This window comes from Rhizobium giardinii bv. giardinii H152, from assembly GCF_000379605.1.
Taxonomy (GTDB): Bacteria; Pseudomonadota; Alphaproteobacteria; order Rhizobiales; family Rhizobiaceae; genus Pararhizobium; species Pararhizobium giardinii.
Window position 1 is genome coordinate 1 of the sequence record NZ_KB902684.1, and the last position, 20589, is coordinate 20589.

17 protein-coding genes and 1 pseudogene are annotated in these 20589 nt (G+C 61.7%); 10 read left to right on the plus strand and 8 right to left on the minus strand.

Annotation, left to right across the window (positions count from 1 at the left end; translation table 11 throughout):
- A pseudogene (locus A3AY_RS35595) lies at positions 1 to 222 on the plus strand (IS4 family transposase); the annotation flags it as partial.
- A 186-nt stretch (positions 223 to 408) separates the two neighbouring features.
- Here the strand turns inward: A3AY_RS35595 and A3AY_RS0119540 are convergent.
- On the minus strand, positions 409 to 2409 hold the full coding sequence (locus A3AY_RS0119540; protein WP_018327357.1) for a putative bifunctional diguanylate cyclase/phosphodiesterase: 2001 nt from the start codon (positions 2407 to 2409) through the stop codon (positions 409 to 411).
- Between the two features lie 312 nt (positions 2410 to 2721).
- Between A3AY_RS0119540 and A3AY_RS0119545 the strand changes: the two genes are divergently transcribed.
- Complete coding sequence (locus A3AY_RS0119545) at positions 2722 to 3765, plus strand: class I SAM-dependent methyltransferase (RefSeq protein WP_018327358.1); 1044 nt, start codon at positions 2722 to 2724, stop codon at positions 3763 to 3765.
- Between the two features lie 118 nt (positions 3766 to 3883).
- Here the strand turns inward: A3AY_RS0119545 and A3AY_RS0119550 are convergent, their stop codons facing one another.
- The gene (locus A3AY_RS0119550) at positions 3884 to 4927 is read right to left on the minus strand and encodes an aldo/keto reductase (RefSeq protein ID WP_018327359.1); all 1044 of its coding nucleotides are present in this window, start codon (positions 4925 to 4927) and stop codon (positions 3884 to 3886) included.
- A 162-nt stretch (positions 4928 to 5089) separates the two neighbouring features.
- Here A3AY_RS0119550 and fabD point away from each other — a divergent pair, with 162 nt between their 5' ends.
- The 8 genes from fabD to A3AY_RS0119590 all read left to right on the plus strand — a co-directional run bounded on the left by fabD (position 5090) and on the right by A3AY_RS0119590 (position 12808).
- A complete protein-coding gene (gene fabD / locus A3AY_RS0119555) occupies positions 5090 to 6034 on the plus strand; it encodes an ACP S-malonyltransferase (RefSeq protein WP_018327360.1) in 945 nt (314 codons plus the stop codon).
- A gap of 99 nt (positions 6035 to 6133) precedes the next feature.
- Positions 6134 to 6871, plus strand: coding sequence for a 3-oxoacyl-[acyl-carrier-protein] reductase (gene fabG, locus A3AY_RS0119560; RefSeq protein WP_018327361.1), 738 nt, complete (start codon positions 6134 to 6136; stop codon positions 6869 to 6871).
- A gap of 316 nt (positions 6872 to 7187) precedes the next feature.
- A complete protein-coding gene (locus A3AY_RS0119565) occupies positions 7188 to 7424 on the plus strand; it encodes an acyl carrier protein (protein ID WP_018327362.1) in 237 nt (78 codons plus the stop codon).
- Positions 7425 to 7636: 212 nt separating this feature from the next.
- Entirely contained in the window at positions 7637 to 8896 is a 1260-nt protein-coding gene (gene fabF / locus A3AY_RS0119570; protein ID WP_018327363.1) for a beta-ketoacyl-ACP synthase II, read from the plus strand.
- A gap of 301 nt (positions 8897 to 9197) precedes the next feature.
- Positions 9198 to 10376, plus strand: coding sequence for an endolytic transglycosylase MltG (gene mltG / locus A3AY_RS0119575; protein ID WP_018327364.1), 1179 nt, complete (start codon positions 9198 to 9200; stop codon positions 10374 to 10376).
- Positions 10377 to 10530: 154 nt separating this feature from the next.
- Complete coding sequence (locus A3AY_RS0119580; RefSeq protein WP_018327365.1) at positions 10531 to 11418, plus strand: YicC/YloC family endoribonuclease; 888 nt, start codon at positions 10531 to 10533, stop codon at positions 11416 to 11418.
- Between the two features lie 2 nt (positions 11419 to 11420).
- A complete protein-coding gene (gene gmk, locus A3AY_RS0119585; RefSeq protein WP_018327366.1) occupies positions 11421 to 12086 on the plus strand; it encodes a guanylate kinase in 666 nt (221 codons plus the stop codon).
- A gap of 11 nt (positions 12087 to 12097) precedes the next feature.
- A complete protein-coding gene (locus A3AY_RS0119590) occupies positions 12098 to 12808 on the plus strand; it encodes a hypothetical protein (protein WP_018327367.1) in 711 nt (236 codons plus the stop codon).
- Positions 12809 to 12814: 6 nt separating this feature from the next.
- On the opposite strand, the gene rsmA is transcribed toward A3AY_RS0119590, so the two are convergent.
- The 6 genes from rsmA to lptF form a co-directional block, all read right to left on the minus strand.
- Positions 12815 to 13642, minus strand: coding sequence for a 16S rRNA (adenine(1518)-N(6)/adenine(1519)-N(6))-dimethyltransferase RsmA (rsmA, locus tag A3AY_RS0119595; RefSeq protein ID WP_018327368.1), 828 nt, complete (start codon positions 13640 to 13642; stop codon positions 12815 to 12817).
- Complete coding sequence (gene pdxA, locus A3AY_RS0119600) at positions 13642 to 14673, minus strand: 4-hydroxythreonine-4-phosphate dehydrogenase PdxA (protein WP_018327369.1); 1032 nt, start codon at positions 14671 to 14673, stop codon at positions 13642 to 13644. Before pdxA ends, rsmA begins: the two co-directional genes overlap by 1 nt.
- A 10-nt stretch (positions 14674 to 14683) precedes the next feature.
- Complete coding sequence (locus tag A3AY_RS0119605) at positions 14684 to 15628, minus strand: SurA N-terminal domain-containing protein (RefSeq protein WP_018327370.1); 945 nt, start codon at positions 15626 to 15628, stop codon at positions 14684 to 14686.
- A gap of 179 nt (positions 15629 to 15807) precedes the next feature.
- A complete protein-coding gene (locus tag A3AY_RS0119610; RefSeq protein WP_018327371.1) occupies positions 15808 to 18147 on the minus strand; it encodes an LPS-assembly protein LptD in 2340 nt (779 codons plus the stop codon).
- A complete protein-coding gene (lptG, locus tag A3AY_RS0119615; protein WP_018327372.1) occupies positions 18147 to 19232 on the minus strand; it encodes an LPS export ABC transporter permease LptG in 1086 nt (361 codons plus the stop codon). The genes A3AY_RS0119610 and lptG overlap by 1 nt, the downstream gene beginning before the upstream one ends.
- Positions 19229 to 20404, minus strand: coding sequence for an LPS export ABC transporter permease LptF (gene lptF / locus A3AY_RS0119620; protein WP_018327373.1), 1176 nt, complete (start codon positions 20402 to 20404; stop codon positions 19229 to 19231). Before lptF ends, lptG begins: the two co-directional genes overlap by 4 nt.
- Between the last annotated feature and the right edge of the window lie 185 nt (positions 20405 to 20589).

The following is a 20589-nucleotide window of genomic DNA, read 5'->3' on the forward strand; positions in this document are numbered from 1 at the left end:
TCGGAGAACGCCGTGCGCATCCAGGTCTACGTTGCACTGATCGCCTACATTCTGCTGCGCATGGCCCAAGCCTGCCAGACCGCGATTTCCCAACCGCTCGCCTTCACCCGCCTCGTCCGCCTCAACATCATGCACCGCAGACCGATCAACGCGCTCAGGCAAACTCCCCCATCACCGAGATCCGACCCACGACAATTGCCTCTGCCAATCGTGGAAATTTAAACCGGACAGCAGTGGGCTTGACCCGAGGATCCAAGCACGCGCATCGCCGGATGGTTAAGCGTTGATGGGCTCGGGGATGGATCCTCGGTCAATCCTCGGGTTAAACCCGAGGACGAGGATGACGACCTTGAGTCAAGCCGAAGATCCACTTTCAGACCGCAAGCCGGCACATCCCTGACTGCCTCATCATCCCGCAGGTCGCATGAGCCGCGCCCGGCGCTGATCGGACGGTGGGGGCGTCGTGAAGGTTTCTGCGGGGGCCGGGCGGCCGACGTAGTAGCCTTGCACCTGGTCTATGCGGAATTCCTGCATGAGCCTGAGCTGCTCATCGGTTTCCACCCCTTCGACGAGGATGTTGTGGCCGCGATTGCGTACGAGGCCGATGATGTCCTGGAGCATGGCCTTGCCGCGCGGGGTGCCGCAGTCGTGCAGGAACGAGCGGTCGATCTTCACCGTGTCGAAATCGATCAGGCGAAGCCAGGAAAGACCGGCAAAGCCTGTCCCGAAATCATCGAGCCAGATCTTGATGCCCAGCGTCTTCAGGTCGCTGATGCAGCGCAGAATGTCCGAATGCATCTCCATTTCGAGACCTTCGGTGATCTCCAGCGCCAGCCGGCCGCCGCCGACACCGGTCTCTCCGAGGATCGCCGCGACGGATGCGGCAAAGCCGGGGGTCTTGAGCTGGAGGGGCGAGACGTTGACGCTGACCACCGGCACGTGGTCGTTCACCAGGAGTTCGCGGCAGACCGTCCGTATGGCCCAGCGCCCGAGTTCCAGGATGGCCCCGGTGCGTTCCGCGACGGGAATGAAAAGGCTCGGCGTGACCGCTGTGCCGTCCAACATCCTCAGGCGCATCAGCGCTTCGACGGCGTCGACCCGGCCAGAGGCGACGTTGCGAATCGGCTGGTAGACGAGGGAAACCAGATGCTGGTCTATGGCGATCTTCAGCAGGGCCGCGACGTTCTCGCTCTCGTCGCTGCTCTGGGGATCGTTCGGATCGAACAGGCGCACACAGTTGCGGCCGCTTGCTTTGGCTGCGTAAAGGGCGCGGTCCGCCTCGTGGATGACCTTCTCGAGCTTCGTGCCCGTTTGATTCCGGGTGAACGAGGCGCCAACGCTGACGGTGACGATCGACGTGCCGTCCCGCCGCTGGCCGTGCGCGAGCGCCAGGTCCTCGACCGTGCGACGAATGGCTTCGGCAAGTTCCGCCACCCGCTCGCCGGTGTCCAGGTGGGCGAGAACAATGAATTCCTCGCCGCCATAGCGTCCGATCGAGCCGCCATAGGCGCTGATCGTGGCCTCGAGCGCATTGGCGACGAGGATAAGGCAGCGATCGCCCTCCTGATGGCCGTAGCAGTCATTGTACCGCTTGAAGAAATCGACATCGATCAGGATCGCCGCAAAGCTCATGCCGGATTTTTGCCAGTCGTTCCAGAGGCTGCGCAGCCTCTGGTCGATGGCCCGGCGATTTGCAAGGCCGGTCAAAGGATCGGTGTTCGACAGCCTGAGCAGAGCCTTGCCGCGTTCGGATGCCTCGTTGTGCTGAACCTTCGCCTCCAGGGCGTTGAGGAAGACCTTGTAGCGTTCCCTGTTGAGCTTCCAGTTCACGTAGGACGTGAAGACGAAGCATGAGGCGCAGAAGGTGCCGAATGCGAGCTTGTAGGTGGTATCCATCGGCGGGAAGGACAGGAGAGCGGCCAGGAAAATGACGAGAATGATGACCGATGCGACGACCGAAAGGCGAAAGTGGAAGCTGAAGAACAGGTTGACGCTCATCATGAAGATGGCGCCGTAGACCATGTAGTAGGATATGCTCTGGATATCGGCGGTCATCATGGCTGGGTATAACCAACCGGCATAGGCGAGGATCACCGCGCCCGCACAGGTGGCATCGATCGCGTTGGCGCTGGCGTTCAGGCGGAACTGCGTTTCCAGCGCGGCGATCGCGATGATGCAGACGGCGAAGCGGGCGGCGATCGTGTAGAACGCGACGTCCGGAACGAGCAAAATGTCGGTGATCGAAAACAGCAGATAGGCGGCGACCGCGATCCACAGGCCGTGTCTCGTGGCCTGCTTGCGCTTGCATTGGCCTTCCTGCCGATAGAGCGCACTAAGCTCCGCCGAGGCCGGTCTCGGCGGCTCGGTGTGGAGATCGATCTCAACTACGTCGGCCAACGTGTGCTTCATGCACTTTCCATAGCGTTGCGTCGCATTCTCTCGAGCTTGAGGCCTCTTTCCAGCAATCGACGCTGTTTCAGGCGCCCCACGCCGGCCATCCGGACAGGAAACCTATCAGGAAAGGGCAGCACTTTTCCGCACCATAGGGGAGGTGCATTAACTTTTTCTGAACTCGGTAAAAGAGCAGCCGTGTGCGACGCACAGCCGAGCCCACAACGGGCCCGTGCGTTAACCATGTCCAGCGAAAGCGGGACAGCGCGGATTGGCACTGCCTTCATTTTTCATCATTATGTTAATGATCTATTAACCGACGAGGTTCGAGTGTCCCAATTCAATATTGCGTTCGACGGCGAAAGCCTGATCACCCCCCAATCCATCATCACCGAACTTTCTTCCTCCAAAACCGATCGACACGACGAGCAACTGGCAACAGCGAAAGCCGAACTGGCGCTCGTGCTGGCAATCGCCATGCAGCAGATCGAGGAAGCCCGAGACCCGGCCCAAACCGTAAAGCGGCTCATCGGCGCGCTGCATGAAACGCGCAACAAGTTCGAGCCAAGCGTCTGGCAGGCGCTGATCCCGATCGTGCAGAGCCATCCGTCGGCGAAGATCTTTCAGCAGGATCCGTTCACGCGCTGGTCGTTCGAAAAGCCGCGCGGCTATTCCGGTGACGCGAGCCTGATCGACTTCATCTATGGCCACCCCGCCGTTGCCCACGAAGTGGCAAAGTCCACTCCGCTTGGGCTCGGGATTTATGAATATACCCGCAACGCCCCGGGCCCTGTAGCCGTCAGGGAGCGGCGCGACATCCTCACCCGCTATGTCGACGAGATCGCCGCGGAAAAAGGCCCGGAAACGGAGATACTCACGGTCGCCGCAGGCCACCTGCGTGAAGCCGACAGCTCGGTCGCCCTGAAGAACGGGCAGATCAAGCGGTGGGTCGCCCTCGATCAGGACCCGCTCAGCATCGGATCGATCGCCCGGGATTTCCAGGGCACCAGCATCGAGGCAATCGATGGTTCCGTCCGCGGGCTGCTCAGCAAGAAGCATCAGCTCGGCGAGTTTGACTTCATCTATGCCGCCGGTCTCTACGATTATCTTGCCGACAAGGTTGCGGTGAAGCTGACGCAGACCTGCATGGACATGCTCAAGCCGGGCGGTGTCTTCCTCTTCGCCAATTTCGCCAAGGGCATGGCCGACGATGGCTATATGGAATCGTTCATGAACTGGGCACTGCTCTTGCGCTCGGAGGCGGACATGTGGAACGTCATCAATTCGAGCGTCGAGCGCAACAGCGTTGAGGCGAGTGTCTGGTTCGGCGAGAACCGCAACATCGTCTACGGCACGATCAGGAAGCGCTCCTGATCCTTTGAGGTCGCGCAATGGCCTGCTGCCTGCAGCAGGCCATTTTTGTATGGACGCGGAAGATCGCAGCCGATGCCGGTCTCACGCTTTCTGTTATGGAGCCGCCGCCGGCGCGTGCTCAGATCGGCGCCGGGAATTGGCGGTGCAGCCGCCCGATTCCCTTCAGCACCTCGGCTGACAGCCTGACATCCCCGGCACCGATATTCGTCTTCAGCTGTGCCATGCTCGTTGCACCGATGATGACCGAGGTCATGAAGGGCCGGGTAAGGCTGAAGGCAAGCTGCATCTGGGCGAGATCGAGGCCGTGGGCGCGGGCGAGCTCGGCATAGGCGGCGACTGCGCCTTCCTGGTATTCGGTATAGCGTCCGCCGAGGTCGCCGTTGATGCTGAGGCGTGAGCCTTCCGGGCACGCGCCGTTGAGATACTTGCCGCTCATCAGGCCGGCGGCGAGGGGCGAATAGGCGAGCAGGCCGACATCCTCGTGATGGCTGACCTCGGCAAGATCGAGATCGAAGGCGCGGTAGAGGAAGTTGTATTCGTTCTGGATCGAGGCGATGCGCGGCAGGCCGTGCTTCTCGGCCAGCGACAGCATCGTCATTGCGCCCCAGGCGGTGTCGTTCGACAGGCCGACGGCGCGGATCTTGCCGGCCTTGACGAATTCTCCGAGCGTTTCGAGGAGCGCCAGGAGCTCGGCCGGTACCGTCGTCCTGTCCTGTTTCGACGGGTCGTAGGTCCAGGCGTTGCGGAAGTGATAATGGCCGCGGTTCGGCCAGTGCAGCTGATAGAGATCGACATAGTCCGTCTGCAGCCGTTTCAGGCTTTCATCGAGCGCGATCCGCATGGTGGCGGGGCTCATCGGGCTGCCGCCGCGGATATAGGGGCGTCCGGGGCCGGCGACCTTGGTGGCGATCACCACATCGTCGCGCTTGCCGCGCTTCTTCAGCCAGGTGCCGATATAGGCTTCGGTGAGGCCCTGGGTTTCTGCCGAAAGCGGCGTCACCGGATAGAGTTCGGCCGTGTCGATGAAGTTGATGCCCTGGCCGACGGCATAGTCCAATTGCTCGTGGGCTTCGCTTTCCGGGTTCTGGCTGCCCCAGGTCATGGTGCCCAGGCAGATTTCGGAAACGGTAATGCCGGTGCGGCCGAGTGTCTTGTAGCGCATGGAAGTGCCTCGATCTGGTTTGCCGGCGAATGTAGTGGCTGTTTGCTGCGGCGCAAGAGAAAAGCGCACACCCGATGCATAGACGGGCCGAAGGCCGCTCAAGCCTTGACTCGGACGCAAGGAATGTGAATGGAGAGGAAAATTGAAGGGAAGGACATCCCCATGGCAATCGCATTCACATTTCCCGGACAGGGCAGCCAGGCTCTCGGCATGGGCAAGGACCTGGCCGATGCCTTTCCGGAGGCAGCAGCCGTCTTTGCCGAGGTCGACGACGCGCTCGGCGACAAGCTCTCCGACATCATGTGGAACGGCCCGGAGGAGACGCTGACGCTGACGGCCAATGCCCAGCCGGCATTGATGGCGGTGTCGATCGCCGCCATTCGCGTGCTCGAGGCCAAGGGGCTCGATCTGAAATCCAAGGTCGCCTATGTGGCCGGCCATTCGCTCGGCGAATATTCGGCGCTCTGTGCCGCCGGCACCTTCTCGCTCGCCGACACGGCGCGGCTCCTGCGCATCCGCGGCAATGCCATGCAGGCGGCGGTGCCCGTCGGCAAAGGCGCGATGGCGGCGATCATCGGCCTGGAGCACGGCGATGTCGACGCGATTTGCGCGGCAGCATCCGCGCTCGGCTCCTGCCAGATCGCCAATGACAATGGCGGCGGCCAGCTGGTGATTTCCGGCGAGAAGGCCGCGGTCGAAAAGGCGGCGATGCTGGCGACCGAGAAGGGGGCAAAGCGTGCCATCCTTCTGCCTGTGTCCGCGCCCTTCCATTCGGCGCTGATGGCGCCGGCGGCAGACGCCATGCGCGAGGCTCTCGCAACCGTGGCGAAGAGCAATCCCGCCGTGCCGCTGATCGCCAATGTACGGGCTGCACCGGTGACGGATGCGGACGCGATCGCAAGCCTTCTGGTCGAACAGGTGACCGGCCAGGTCCGCTGGCGCGAGACCGTCGAGTGGTTCGCCGCAAACGACGTGAAGACGCTGTACGAGATCGGCTCCGGCAAGGTGCTGACCGGTCTTGCCCGCCGCATCGACAAGACGGTGACCGGCATCGCCGTCAATTCCCCCGCCGACATCGACGCGGCGCTTCAAACGCTGCTCGCCTGAATCGAGGCGAATGGCGAATAGAAGAAGCTGACGCTACGATTGGTCTTCGCCTATTTGCCGCCGCCTGTTCGCTATTTGCTCTAAAAGAGGAAACCAACCATGTTCGATCTGTCTGGCCGCAAGGCTCTCGTCACCGGCGCATCCGGCGGCATCGGCGAAGAGATCGCCCGCATCCTGCATGCGCAGGGCGCCATCGTCGGCCTGCACGGCACCCGCGTCGAAAAGCTCGAAGCGCTCGGCAACGAGCTCGGCGAGCGCGTCCACCTGTTTCCGGCGAACCTTGCCGACCGCGCCGCCGTCAAGGCGCTCGGCGAAAAGGCGGAAAGCGAACTTTCCGGCGTCGACATCCTCGTCAACAATGCCGGCATCACCAAGGACGGCCTGTTCGTGCGCATGAGCGACGAGGACTGGGACGCGGTGCTGGAAGTCAACCTGACCTCGGTCTTCCGGCTGACGCGCGAATTGACCCATCCGATGATGCGCCGCCGCCATGGCCGCATCATCAACATCACCTCGATCGTCGGCGTCACCGGCAATCCGGGGCAGGCCAACTACTGTGCCTCCAAGGCGGGCATGATCGGCTTCTCCAAATCGCTGGCGCAGGAGATCGCCACCCGCAACGTCACCGTCAACTGCGTTGCGCCCGGTTTCATCGAGAGCGCCATGACCGGCAAGCTGAACGACAAGCAGAAGGACGCCATCATGGGCGCCATCCCGATGAAGCGGATGGGAACCGGTGCGGAAGTGGCCGCCGCCGTCGCTTATCTCGCCTCCAACGAGGCGGCTTACGTTACCGGCCAGACGATCCATGTGAACGGCGGCATGGCGATGATCTGAGCGCGGTAAACGCCTGCGCCGCCGCGTTTTCGCGTTAATCGAAGGGGCGGGGCGGAAATACCGGGAATTGCGTGTTGACCAAGCCATTCCCGGCCATTTTCGGACTTTGCGACAGACATAAACCGTGTTAAGCGGGCCATGACTGTGCGCAGTCGATCGGAAGATATGAGGCACACGCCGTCTTTTGCAGCGCGTGGTTTGCCGCTCTTGCGGTTGAAGAGATTGCCGGGGTGATCGTCTTGATCTCTCTGGCGTTAATAGGGTACCGATGTCAGCACGGCATCGTTGAGAAAAAACAAAGGTCGAGGAATCCGACATGAGCGACGTAGCAGAACGCGTAAAGAAAATTGTTATTGATCATCTTGGCGTCGATGCCGAAAAGGTTTCGGAAGGCGCAAGCTTCATCGACGATCTGGGCGCGGACTCGCTCGACACCGTCGAACTGGTCATGGCATTCGAAGAAGAGTTCGGCGTCGAAATTCCCGATGATGCAGCGGATTCGATCCTGACGGTCGGCGACGCCGTCAAGTTCATCGAAAAGGCACAGGCCTAAGGCCGTGCAGGGCGGGGCGCGTCGCGGCCCGCCTTCAAGTCCCCGGCGGGGCAGGCTCCCTTTTTGGGGGCGACAAGCGCATTTAAGGAAAGCCTGATGGCTTCCGTACCTGATTGCGCGATATGAACATCACGGAAATGGATGTACGGGTCCGGTTTTAGCATGTGGTCCGGTCCGGTTCTGGAATTAACAGGCAGGGTGGATCACGGGCTATGAGACGTGTCGTTATCACCGGTACCGGCATGGTATCTCCATTGGGTTGTGGAACCGAGATCACCTGGTCGCGGCTGATTGCCGGAGGCAATGCCGCCCGCAGGGTGACGGAATTCGAAGTCGAAGACCTGCCTGCGAAGATTGCCTGCCGCCTGCCGTTCGGCGATGGCACCGACGGCACGTTCAATCCCGACAACTGGATGGAACCGAAGGAACAGCGCAAGGTCGATGATTTCATCATCTATGCGATGGCTGCAGCCGACATGGCGCTTGCCGATGCCGGCTGGCACCCGAAATCCGACGAGGACCAGATTGCCACCGGCGTCCTGATCGGTTCGGGCATCGGCGGTCTCGAAGGCATCGTCGATGGCGGCATCACCTTGCGCGACAAGGGCCCGCGCCGCGTTTCGCCTTTCTTCATCCCCGGCCGCCTGATCAATCTCGCCTCCGGCCAGGTTTCGATCCGCCACAAGCTGCGCGGACCCAACCATTCGGTCGTCACCGCCTGTTCGACCGGTGCCCATGCGATCGGCGATGCGAGCCGCCTGATCGCGCTTGGCGATGCCGACGTGATGGTCGCGGGTGGCACGGAATCGCCGATTTCGCGCATCGCCCTTGCCGGCTTTGCGGCCTGCAAGGCGCTGTCCACCCAGCACAACGATGATCCGCAGAAGGCGTCTCGCCCGTATGACAGGGATCGTGACGGCTTCGTCATGGGCGAGGGCGCCGGCATCGTCGTGCTGGAAGAGCTCGAACATGCCAAGGCGCGCGGCGCAAAGATCTATGCGGAAGTCGTGGGCTATGGCCTCTCGGGCGACGCCTTCCACATCACCGCGCCCGCCGAAGACGGCGACGGCGCCTATCGCTGCATGCAGATGGCGCTGAAGCGCGCCGGCCTGACGGCAGCCGACATCGACTATATCAACGCGCACGGCACCTCCACCATGGCGGACACGATCGAGCTTGGCGCCGCAGAGCGCGTTCTTGGCGAGCACGCCGGCAGGGTTTCCATGTCTTCCACCAAATCGGCGATCGGCCATCTGCTCGGCGCTGCCGGTGCGGTGGAGGCGATCTTCTGCGCGCTGGCGATCCGCGACAATGTCGCGCCGCCGACGCTCAATCTCGACAATCCTTCGGTCGAAACGAAGATCGACCTGGTGCCGCATGTTGCGCGCAAGCGCGACATCAATGTCGCCCTGTCGAATTCCTTCGGTTTCGGCGGTACGAACGCCTCCCTCGTGCTGCGCCGCCTTGCCTGATATCGGCGGTCACGGGGCCACCTGTGGGCCCCGTGTCGGCGGCATGTCGCCGGCTTATTGTATTTGATGCTTTAATTGCATCCCTTATCCAGCTTTTGCCGCATTGCTCGGTTCAAACGTGCAATAGGGACGATTTGTGACCGGAAACCGGGATGCCGGGTGTCGCCAGATCATGCTGACACAAGGCAGACGGCGTAGATTGCTATAGTCGCAGCGAAATGATTCTCTTTCCTGGTACTCTTCTGGAGTTCGCATCAGGGATTGGGACGTGCATGATGCGAACTCCAGAACCAGGACACTCGTGAACGACGCAAACGAAAACAGCGCAGTGCCTTTCGGCGGCAGCGAGGCCGGCAACAACGGCCCGATCATTCCGAAATCGGCGAGCGAAGCCCTTCGTCCGGAAAAAGTGCCGCAGCCGCCGAAGCGGTCGCGCAAGGCGAAAAGCCAGGTCGTCATCTTTCTGAATTTCGTCATGACCGTCATCGTCTGTCTGACGGTCGCTGCCGCCGCGACGATTTATTACGCGATGACGGCCTACGAGGCCAAAGGCCCGCTGACGGCAAACACCAATTTCATCGTGCGCAACGGTGCCGGCATTCAGGAAATCGCAGGCAGCCTCGAGCGCAACAATATCGTTTCCGATGGGCGCGTCTTCCGCTTCATGTCGGAAGCCTATCTGGACGACGACACGCTGAAGGCCGGCGAGTACGAAATCAAGGCAGGCTCCTCGATGCAGGAGATCATGCAACTGCTGAAATCCGGCAAGTCGATCCTTTACTCCGTGTCGCTGCCGGAAGGCCTGACCGTCAAGCAGATGTTCAGCAAGCTGAGCGCGGACCCCGTGCTCGAAGGCGATCTGCCGGCGGAGCTGCCTGCCGAAGGCACGCTGCGTCCCGACACCTATAAATTCTCGCGCGGCACCAAGCGCGGCGAAATCGTCGCGCAGATGGCAGCTGCGCAGAAGGCCCTGGTCGATCAGATCTGGGATCGCCGTGATCCGGACCTGCCGATCGCCAGCCGCGACGAGTTCCTGACGCTGGCATCGATCGTCGAGAAGGAAACGGGCATCGCCGACGAACGCTCGCGCGTTGCCTCCGTTTTCATCAACCGGCTGGAAAAGGGCATGCGCCTGCAGTCCGACCCGACGATCATCTACGGCATCTTCGGCGGCGACGGAAAGCCCGCCGACCGGCCGATCCTGAAATCGGACCTCGACAAGCAGACGCCCTACAACACCTATCTGATCAAGGGCCTGCCGCCGACGCCGATCGCCAATCCCGGCCGCGCGGCGCTAGAGGCGGTTGCCAACCCCTCGCGCACATCAGATCTCTATTTCGTGGCCGACGGCACCGGCGGGCATGTGTTCGCAGCCACGCTCGACGAGCACAACAACAATGTCCGCCGCTGGCGCAAGCTGGAGGCCGAGAAGGCCGCAGCCGCAGCCAAGGCGGCAGAACCGGCGACCGTTCAGGAATAATCGGTACCACGCTTGTGGATGATACGGCTCCGGCCCGCTTGACCCTTGCGGTCAACCGTGCCGGAGCCGTACACATTCATGCACAATTTCAAGAATTCCCGCACGCCAAGCCAGCCGGTCCGGCTGCGCGCTGCAAGGACCGAGGGAGAAGACAATGCCGCTGCAATCCATGACCGGATTTGCCCGCCGCGAGGGAACCTCCGGGCGCTATCGCTGGGCGTGGGAACTGCGCTCGGTCAACGGCAAGGGGCTCGATCTCAGGCTGCGGCTGCCGACCGGCACCGAACATCTGGAAGCCGATGTTCGCAAGCTGGTGGCGGAGTGTTTTTCGCGCGGCAACATGCAGGTGAACCTTACACTGAACACCAGCGAGGCCGGGGTTGAAACCGTGGTCAACCAGGGTGCGCTGGCAGCCGTGCTGGCGCTGCGCGAGCAGTTGCGCGATGTGATCGACCCCGCGCCGTTGCGGCTCGACGCGCTGCTTGCCATTCGCGGCGTCGTCGATTTCCGGGAGCCTGAGGAACAGGAGGGCGAGCGCGTCGCCCGCGACGGGGACCTCCTGGTTGGCCTGAAACTCGCACTCGCCGACATCACCGCCATGCGCGAGACGGAAGGTGCCGCACTCTGCCGGGTGCTGCTCGACCAGATCGAAAAGATCGCCCTCTTGACCGGGCAGATCGAGGTGGATCCGTCGCGCAGCCCGCAGTCGATCGCTGCCCGGTTGGCGCAGCAGGTGGCTCTGGTGCTGGATGGCGGCGTGACGATCGATCAGGACCGCCTCTATGGCGAGGTGGCGCTGCTGGCGGCCAAGGCCGATATCCGCGAGGAGATCGACCGGCTGCGCACGCATGTCGCCGCTGCCCGCGATCTTTTGAAGAAGGGCGGCCCGGTTGGCCGGAAACTCGATTTCCTTTCCCAGGAATTTAACCGCGAATCGAATACGATCTGTTCCAAGTCGAATGCCGCAACGGTTACTTCCGCCGGCATCGAACTGAAAGTCGTCATCGACCAGTTTCGTGAACAGGTCCAAAATCTGGAGTGACCATGAGCCCCGCCAGCCCACCATCCACAAAAGCCATTCAGCGCCGCGGCCTCATGCTGGTGATCTCGTCACCCTCCGGCGCCGGCAAGTCGACGATCGCACGTAACCTCCTGGAAGCTGATCCGCAGATGAGCATCTCCGTCAGCGTGACGACGCGCAACCGCCGTCCGAGCGAGATCGAAGGCCGTCACTACTTCTTCAAGTCGATCCGCGAGTTCGAGGGCCTGCGCCAGACCGACGCGCTTCTGGAATGGGCCGAGGTGCACGGCAATTTCTACGGCACGCCGCGCGACGCTGTGGAAGAGGCCATGGCCGAGGGCCGCGACATGCTGTTCGACATCGACTGGCAGGGCGCCCAGCAGCTGCAGGAGAAGATGGGCGGCGATGTCGTATCGATCTTCATCCTGCCGCCGTCGATGGCCGAACTGCAATCACGCCTGCACCGGCGCGCCGAGGACACGGAAGAGGTGATCCAGACGCGGCTTGCCAATTCGCGCTCCGAGATCGAGCACTGGATCGAATACGACTATATCGTCGTCAACGAGGACCTCAACAGCGCGTTTGCCTCCGTCAAGGCGATCGTCGAGGCCGAACGCCTGCGCCGCGACCGGCGCCCGGGACTGTTCGAGTTCGTCAACGGGCTTTTGACCGAAACGCCGAAGCTCTGAACGGATGTCTGATGCAGGAACGGTATCTCGGCGATTCCCACGACTATGCGAAATATTCACTCCTGCGCCATCTCGGAAACGTGCTCGGCGGGAGAGTTGGACTAAATTGGTATCTAACGCGGCACGACCAAGTTGATAAACTTGGAAACAACGATGGCGAGAAACGTCATCACGTAACGTCGAAGACATGGCGAGGATGGGAGATTGACCTTCTTCGGCAATTGCAGCCGCTTCAAACGCCGAGCGAGAGACGCCTCAGCCGAGTAGCCGAACTGGGAGTTCTACCTCAAGACACCATATATTTTGACGACTATGTTCCGCAGTTGGATAGGGCGATTTGGCACCGTACAGGACGTGAGTTGCTGAAGAGTGCCGATATAGTGTTCTTAGATCCAGACAACGGTTTTGAAGTTCCCTCGGCTACGGGCCGGACGAGACCAAAGTACGCTCTCTATTCCGAAGCAATCGACTTTCTTAACGACAACAAGATTGTCGTAGCCATTCAGTTTGCGCGCCAATGCGCGCCTGTGGAGAGAGCTTTGACAGTTCGCAGTCGACTGTCCGCTCTCGCTGAAAGAGATATTAAAACTCCAATCATACGGGCTCGTCTTGCTCCCAACCTGCTCTTTGTGACACTCGCGCCACAAGAGCGGGAAGCGGAGGTTTCCGCAGCAATCAATACTTTCGGCGAGCGGCGAGAGAAAATCGAGCTGATCGACTGATCGATATTAGAGGCAGTTGGCGATCCGGCAGAATTCCTCGACGGACAGCGTTTCGGCGCGGCGTTGCGGGTCGATGCCGGCCTTGGCCAGCAGGGCCTCGCCGCCGATCGACTTGACGCTCTGGCGCAGCATCTTGCGGCGCTGGCCGAAGGCGGCCATCGTCACCTTTTCGAGGGCGGCGGCAGAGCAGGGGATCGGGTTCTCGAGCGGTTCCAGATGGACCACGGACGAGGTTACCTTCGGCGGCGGCGAAAACGCCTGCGGCGGCACGTCGAAGGCCATTCGCGCCTGCGTCCGCCAGCCGCACAGCACGCCGAGACGGCCGTAATGGTCGTCGTTTTCTTCCGCCACGATCCTCAAGCCAACCTCGCGCTGGAACATCAGCGTCATCGACTGGTAGAAGGGAGGCCAGGCTTTCGGCAACAGCCAGTTGACCAGCAGTTGCGTGCCGACATTGTAGGGCAGGTTGGCGATGATCCGGACCGGGCCATCGGTCACGAGGTTCTCGAAGTCGATCTTCAAAGCGTCGCCCTCGATCACCTCCAGGCGGCCGGGATAGTGATCGGCGATCTCGGCGAGCGCCGGCAGGCAGCGGCTGTCCCGCTCGATGGCGATCAGCTTTTTGGCGCCGAGCGACAGGATGGCGCGGGTGAGACCGCCAGGCCCGGGGCCGACCTCGATCACCGTCACCCCCTCGAGCGGCCCGGCGGTGCGGGCGATCTTCTGGGTGAGATTGAGGTCGAACAGAAAGTTCTGGCCCAATGCCTTCCTGGCATCGAGACCATGGCGCTGGATGACGTCGCGCAGCGGCGGCAGGCCGTCGATAGCCGCCATCAGCCGTTCGCCTTCGCAGCGTTGTCGGCAAGCTCCCGCGCCATCTTCAGCGCGGCCAGCAGGCTGTCGGCGCGGGCAATGCCCTTGGCCGCGAGGCTGAACGCCGTGCCGTGGTCCGGCGAGGTGCGGATGAAGGGAAGGCCGAGCGTGACATTGACGCTGTCGTCGAAGCCGAGCGCCTTGGCCGGGATCAGCGCCTGATCGTGATACATGCAGATCGCCACGTCATAGGTTGCGCGGGCGCGGTCATGGAACATGGTATCGGCGGGCAGGGGCCCGATGATGTCGAGCCCCTCGGCCTTCAGCTGATCGATGACCGGGCGGATGATCGCATCGTCCTCGAGACCCAGGGCACCGTTTTCGCCGGCATGCGGGTTGAGGCCCGCCACCGCGATGCGCGGCGAGGCAAGACCGAAGCGCCGTTTCAGGTCATGCGCCGTGATCGTGCATGTCCGGTAGATCAGGTCGGAGGTCAGCTGCGCCGGCACGTCCTTCAGCGGGATATGGATCGTCACCGGCACGGCCTTCAGCTTCGGCCCGGCCAGCAGCATGACCGGCAGCAGTTTTTCGCCGGTCATGCGTTCGCCGATATCGGCGAGGAATTCGGTGTGTCCGGGGAACCGGAAGCCGGCTTCGTAGAGAACCGATTTGGCGATCGGATTCGTGACGACGGCGCAAGCGGCACCTTCCATCGTCAGCCGTACGGCCGTTTCGATCGCGCCGGTGATGGCGCCGGCATTGGCGGAATCGGGCTCGCCCGGCATGGCGGGAACGGCGCAGGCAACCGGCAGGACCGGCAGCGCTGCGTCGAAAGCGGCAATCGCTTCGGTGCATTCCGCTTCGCGGATCGCGACGTCATGGCCAAGCAGGCGGGCGCGCTCGGCAAGGGCGGCGGGATCGCCGACCAGGATGAAGGGCGGCGTCTGCCAGGCCTGCCTGTTCGCCCAGGTGGCAAGGCTGATGTCGAGGCCAATGCCGGCCGGATCGCCCATGGTCAGGGCGAGCGGCCTGTCGCTTGCTGGTGCGGTCATGGGAGAGCAGCTACTTGTCGATGATCTGCGCGCGCTTGCGCAGTTCCTCGATGTATTTCTTGCTGTTGCTGTCGTCGCCCTGGTCCTTCTTGCCGATATCCTCGGCGCGGAAGACGACTTCGGCGGCAAGGTCGTCGGAAACCTGGCGCTTCTTGCAAATGCCGAGATACTCGACGCCCTTTTCCGTCACGCGCGTCGCCGTCGTGTTGCCGTCGCCGGCCTTTTCGACCAGTGGCTTCCAGTCCCCGGGGATCTCCTGCACCATCATGCGGCCGAGATTGCGGACCGACACGTCCCGCATCGTGGCGGCAAACACCTTGGCCTGTTCGCAGCCGGGATATTTCGCGCGCGACGCGTTGGCTTCCGCCTGGCGCTTGCCGATGATGGCGTTGCGCTTGGCGGCGGGTACCACGAAGATCACCTGTTGCAGGAAATATTCCGTCGTCACCGGCTTGTTGCCGCCGTTTTCCTGCATGCGCCGGACGAGTTCCTCGTTGGAAAGACGGCCGCTTCCGCCGCCGCCGAACCGGGCATTGACGACGCGCGGCCAGCTCATCGCCACGGCGACGTAGCTCTTGAAGTGGTCGAGGCCGACACCGGCCTGGTCGAGCACCTGCGACAATTGCTGGACGGTCAGCTTGTTGCCGGCCGCAAAGCGGCCGACCGCCGCATCGACATCACTCGTGCTGACGGAGGCGCCGACCCTGACGACTTCGGCGCGCTTGAGAACTTCGTCGATCAGCTCCTGGCGGGCGGCGGCCTGGCCACCGGCATGCCGCTGCAGGCGCAGGAACGCAGCACGCTTGGCGACATCGCCGGACGTGATGGGCGTGCCGTTGACGACGGCGACGACCTTGCTCGCCGCCTGCACCGCCGCCGGCGCTGCCGCAAATGCGATACCGCAGGCGAGGATCAGTGTCGAAACCGCGCGTGTGATCGAGAGTTTCCCGCCCATGTCTTATCCTTTTCGTCTTCCCCGACTGCGAAGCCCCGGAGGTCGTGATCTTGTGCCGAGCGCAATCGTCCTGCGCGTTTCCTCGCAAGATGCATAATACATGCGGCCGAACAATGACAAGACCTGCAGCGCGACGCAGGCAGCACTTGCGTCTGCCCCAGCGAAGCAATGTGCGCCGCTCAGTTCAGGCTGTCGAAGTCGGTATCGCCGACATTGATGTCGCCCAATGTACGGAAGCTGATGCGGGCGCCGATCGACCAGTCGTTGGCGACGGTCTGATCGGTATCGCGCTCTTCCTTGTAGACCAGCGAGAAGATCGTGTCGCGGTCGTCATAGGTGATGCCGATGCCGTTGCGGGTCACGACGTTGCTGTTCAGGTCGTAGGTGACCGAACCGAACACCGACCAGTAGTCCTGGAACTTGTATGCGGCCGCCGTTTGGATTTCGTCCTGGTCGCTCGTCGATCCGTAAAGCGGTTGCGCCTTGATGCTGGTGTAGGTCAGCGCTGTCTGCCAGAAGATGCCCTGGTAGCCGATCGTTGCATCGGCGCGCTGCAGGTCGAAATTGCTCTCGTCGAAACGGCCGCTCAGGCTTGTCGTGATGCCGGAGGGGGCGTCGATGCCGAACATGGCGACATAATCCGAACTGTCTGTTTCCAGCCCGGAATCCGAACCGACCTTGACCAAGTCGTCCGTGGCGAAAGAATTCAGCCCGCCCAAATGGAAGGATTGGCCGGCAATGGCGCGCAGCGCATAGCCGTTGCCGAGCGCGCCGGTGTAGCGGACCCCGAGATTGGCCCGCGTGCCGCCTTCGATGCGATCGTAGCCGGAGAACTTGTCGCGGTCGAACAGCGTGGTTGCATCGAAGACGAAGCTCTGTGCGTCCTCGTTCGGCAGGCCGCCGGCATATTCCTCGTCGGGACGGGCAAAGACCTGGGCGATCGGCTCGATGATGTGGCTGCTGTAATCGGTCGTCAGCAGAATGGGATAGCGCGCATCGATTCCCGCCGTCAGCATGCGCCGGGCGGCCGCGTCATCATCGTTAAAGTTGCCGGTATAATTGGCCGGATCGGTCATCGACGTGCCGGTCAGGTCGCCCCGCGCGGCAAGGATCGGCGTCAGCGACAGTCCGCCCGGAAGGATGAAATTGCGCTTCCATTCGGCTTCGGCGGTAAACCGCTGGTAGCTGCCTTCCAGCCCCCGATAACGAAACACGTCAGGACCGGGCACGCTGACCTGCAGTTCGTCCTCGCGGTTGCGCTTGACGTTGGTGAGGTTGAAATTGGCGGTCAACTCGCCGCCAAGCACCGGCTCAGGCGCCGTGTAGGAATAATCCGTCACCTGCGCGATGGGCTGCTTGTTTTCGGCAAGGCTGTCGAGGTCGGCATCCTGGATGTCGAAGTAGAAGGCGCGGGCGTCGAAGTAATTGCGCTTGCCAAGACCGGTCAGATAGACCTGATTCGTGTAGGTCGTTCCGTCGAAGGTCGAAAGCTCGTAGGTCTTGGCGAAGTTGTTGTCGCTCTGCACCAGAACGTTCCAGCCGAACGTCCAGCGCGGATTGATCTCGAACCTGGCCTGCGAGGCGATCATGCCACGGGCGGTTTCCTTGGCATCGACGGTGCCTTCGGTGAAACTGTCGCGGTCCATCTGGCTGATGCCGGCCATGCTGAGGATGTGTTCGCCGTTTTCGAACCGCTGGCGGAACTCGCCCTCGAGCAGGAAACCCTGGCGGGTCAAACCGGTCGCGGTGACGGTGGCGTCCATATAGGGCGAAATCGCCCAGTAATAGGGGATGCCGACACCGGCGCCGAGTTTCTGCGTGTATTTGAATTTCGGAAACAGGAAGCCGCTCTTGCGCTTCACCGTGTGGTCCGGAACCTCGAGCACGGGCAGAAACATGATCGGCTTGCCGAACAGCTCGAACCTGGCATTCTCCATGCGAACGGTATGGGTCTTGCCGTTCTGGACGATGCGCTGCGCCTTGACGTGCCAGAGCGAGCGATGGTCCGGATTGGTCGCGCAGGGCGTACAGGCTGTGTAGATGGCATTGTTGAGGATCATCTCCTCGCCGTTGCGCCGCTCGCCGGTGACTGCGGCGAGCTTCGTAAGGTCGGTCGTTTCAAGCCGCATCGTTTCGATGAAGCCATCGGCGAAATTGTCCGTCACATCCATCTTGTCGGCGTAGATCTTGTTGCCGCCGGGTTCGATGAGTTCGATCTCGCCGGTCGCAATGATGCGCCCGGTCTTCTGGCTGTATTCGACCTGCTGGGCGACCATCTGGTAGCCGCCATAATTGATCTGCACGGCGCCGCGCACGATCACTCGCTCGGCGTCCTGGTTGTAGACGAGCTCGTTGGCCGAGAGAAGCATCTTGGCATCTTCGGGGAGCTTCGGCTGAAGCGAATCGATATTGGTTGCTTGTGCCCAAGCAGGTGCGACCGGGGTAAACGCCTGGAACGCAACGCCGGAAAGCAGAAGGGCCGTGAGCAGCCTGATATGTTTGCGGTTGCCTGCCGCCACTAGCCATCTTCCTCATGCAATAGAATCGTAGAGCCCAGTGCCATCGCTACAACAACTGGCAACCAGGCTGCAACGAACGGAGGCACTATGCCGCTACTCCCGAATGCTTTGACAAGCACGGTGACGACATAAAGCACGAAGCCTGAAAGGATGCCACCGAGAATCACCGGCCTCGATTGGTTAAACCGGCTAAATTTTAGAGAGACGCTTGCAGCGATCAGCGTCATTGCCACCAGAAGCAGAGGAAGCGAAAGCATGGAATGGAACTGGGTTTCCATGCCGTTTGTCGGGAAGCCGAATGATTTCGCCACTTCAATTTTGCGCTGCAAGTCAAAAAACTGAATGGAATCAGCCTTTGTAAGCGTTTCCTGAACGAATTCCGGCTTCAGATGGGTCGGCAGTTGTGCCGTGGCGAGACGGCGTGGCAGCTGCCCGTTGCGCGTTTCCGTCACGGCGTTAAGGAGCCAGTAACCATCTTCCAGTTTTGCCGTGGCGGCATCCTGTCTCGAAACGATCGTGCCGAGCGGATCGAAATGGAGCACCGTGACGTTGACCAGCGTCCTGCCCTCATCCTGAACCGAGCGGGCGCCGATGATCGTATCGTCGTTTCCGTAAATCTGCCGCAACCAGGGGATGGAGATCGCCGAGTGGGCGGAGGAAGAACTTCCCCATTCCGCTTCCAGCGCTTCGGCCTGCTTCGTTCCCCAGGCGGCGATCGGATTGAGAGCGATCACCGTCAGGATGCCGAACAGGAGCGCGCCGATGACGAAAGGCTGCAGGAATTGCCAGACGGAAATGCCGGCGGCCCGCGTCACAACCAGCTCATAGCGGCGGTTGAGCGAGATCAGTGCCGCCATGCCAGCAAACAGCGCGACGAAGGGAACGGTCTGCTGCAGGATCATCGGAATGCGGAACGTCGTCATCAGCAGGGCGCCCGCGACTGAGTATCGCGGCAATTGCGACATCCGGTTAGAGAGTTCGCTGAAATCGATGATGAAGATCAGTGCGAAAATGCCGGTGAGGAACCAGAAGGTCGTCACCGCGTATCGCCTGAAGAAATAACGCCCGAGCGTGGTGAACATCATGCGGACTGGTTCCCGTCGGAGGCAGGCGCGACCTTGGCAAGGCGCAGACGAACCAGGATCTCGTTGAGCTTCTGCTCCCAGGTCAGCGGGATTTCAAGCCGCTTGTTGCCGATCAACTGACGCACCGCCAGATAGCCGGTTGCGAGCGGAATCAGATACATGACCGGAACGAAGGCGGCTGATTCCTCCGCGCTGTTGGCGGCGTAAAAAGTCGCCCAGCGGACGAAAAGGCAGGTCAGGAGGGCGGTAATCATCGGATGCATGCGGGCTTCGCGATGTGACCGCGCATCGCTGCTGACGACCAGCGCAATCAGTGCAAACAGCAGGGGAAAGGTCCACTCGGTGAATCGGCGGTGCAATTCTGCCGAAAAGGACATCGGGTTCTTCTCGTAGACCGGGTCCTTGGGATCCGGATTTAGCAGGAAAAACAGGTCCCGGTCCTTCGCGCGGATGGTGGCTTCGCCGGCCATCTTGGTCAGGTCCGTGAGGTCGAAGGCATAGGAATCGAACTTGATGATCGAGACATTGCTGTCCGGAAGCTTGCGGTGCACCTCGCCATCCTTCATCACCAGCGCCGAGCCGTTTTCGTCGACCGCGCCCTCGCGGGCATAATAGACCAGCTCATAGGCCGGGTTGCGGGAATCGGCGACGAAGATCCCGTGCAGGACGCCGCCGCTGCGGCGCGCGGCAACCTGGACATAAAGGCCGTCGGCAATCTTGCGGAAGGTGTTTTCCTGCACCACGGACGACAGGAGGTCGGCATGGGCGGTGGCGATCATCTTGCGCACGGCCATGCGTGAATAGGGTTCGACGAAATTGTCGACCGCAAAGGACAGGACGCTGAGCGCGATGCCGAGACAAAGGACCGGCCGGATGATCGTCATGCGCGAGGCGCCGGCGGCATTCAGGACGGTGAGCTCCGAATCGGCGTTCATCGCAGTCAGAGTCTGCGCCACGCCGATCACCAGGGCGAAGGGCAGGATCAGCGGGATGATCGAGGGCAGGATGAGCGTTGCGAGCTTGAGGAAGGCGAGGATGGACTGGCCGCTGTCGGTCACCAGGTTGACGCTGGCAAGCGCCTGCGTCGTCCAGACGATCGCCATCAGCGGCAAAAGCGTGGCAAGGAACATGCCCGTTGCCCGCCTCAGGATATAGCGCTCGATCAGTTTCATGCCCGGTCCTGGCTCATCTTCCTGCCGCTTGCCCGGTCCGACGCCGCCGATAGGTATCGGGTCGGACCAGATGTCCCTATTGCGCTGATCGGACCGGTTTGCAAGTTTTCCACGACAACCAAATTGTAAAAGGGCAGGGCAAATGCACGGCAAAGAATGAAAGTTAACAGCATGTAAACATACGC

Bases quoted from the DNA above. Each gene is read 5' to 3' on its own strand.
- A3AY_RS0119540 (WP_018327357.1), bottom strand. From the start codon at position 2,409: ATGAAGCACACGTTGGCCGACGTAGTTGAGATCGATCTCCACACCGAG.
- A3AY_RS0119550 (WP_018327359.1), bottom strand. From the start codon at position 4,927: ATGCGCTACAAGACACTCGGCCGCACCGGCATTACCGTTTCCGAAATC.
- fabD (WP_018327360.1), top strand. From the start codon at position 5,090: ATGGCAATCGCATTCACATTTCCCGGACAGGGCAGCCAGGCTCTCGGC.
- fabG (WP_018327361.1), top strand. From the start codon at position 6,134: ATGTTCGATCTGTCTGGCCGCAAGGCTCTCGTCACCGGCGCATCCGGC.
- A3AY_RS0119565 (WP_018327362.1), top strand. From the start codon at position 7,188: ATGAGCGACGTAGCAGAACGCGTAAAGAAAATTGTTATTGATCATCTT.
- fabF (WP_018327363.1), top strand. From the start codon at position 7,637: ATGAGACGTGTCGTTATCACCGGTACCGGCATGGTATCTCCATTGGGT.
- A3AY_RS0119580 (WP_018327365.1), top strand. From the start codon at position 10,531: ATGCCGCTGCAATCCATGACCGGATTTGCCCGCCGCGAGGGAACCTCC.
- gmk (WP_018327366.1), top strand. From the start codon at position 11,421: ATGAGCCCCGCCAGCCCACCATCCACAAAAGCCATTCAGCGCCGCGGC.
- A3AY_RS0119590 (WP_018327367.1), top strand. From the start codon at position 12,098: ATGCAGGAACGGTATCTCGGCGATTCCCACGACTATGCGAAATATTCA.
- rsmA (WP_018327368.1), bottom strand. From the start codon at position 13,642: ATGGCGGCTATCGACGGCCTGCCGCCGCTGCGCGACGTCATCCAGCGC.
- pdxA (WP_018327369.1), bottom strand. From the start codon at position 14,673: ATGACCGCACCAGCAAGCGACAGGCCGCTCGCCCTGACCATGGGCGAT.
- A3AY_RS0119605 (WP_018327370.1), bottom strand. From the start codon at position 15,628: ATGGGCGGGAAACTCTCGATCACACGCGCGGTTTCGACACTGATCCTC.
- lptG (WP_018327372.1), bottom strand. From the start codon at position 19,232: ATGATGTTCACCACGCTCGGGCGTTATTTCTTCAGGCGATACGCGGTG.
- lptF (WP_018327373.1), bottom strand. From the start codon at position 20,404: ATGAAACTGATCGAGCGCTATATCCTGAGGCGGGCAACGGGCATGTTC.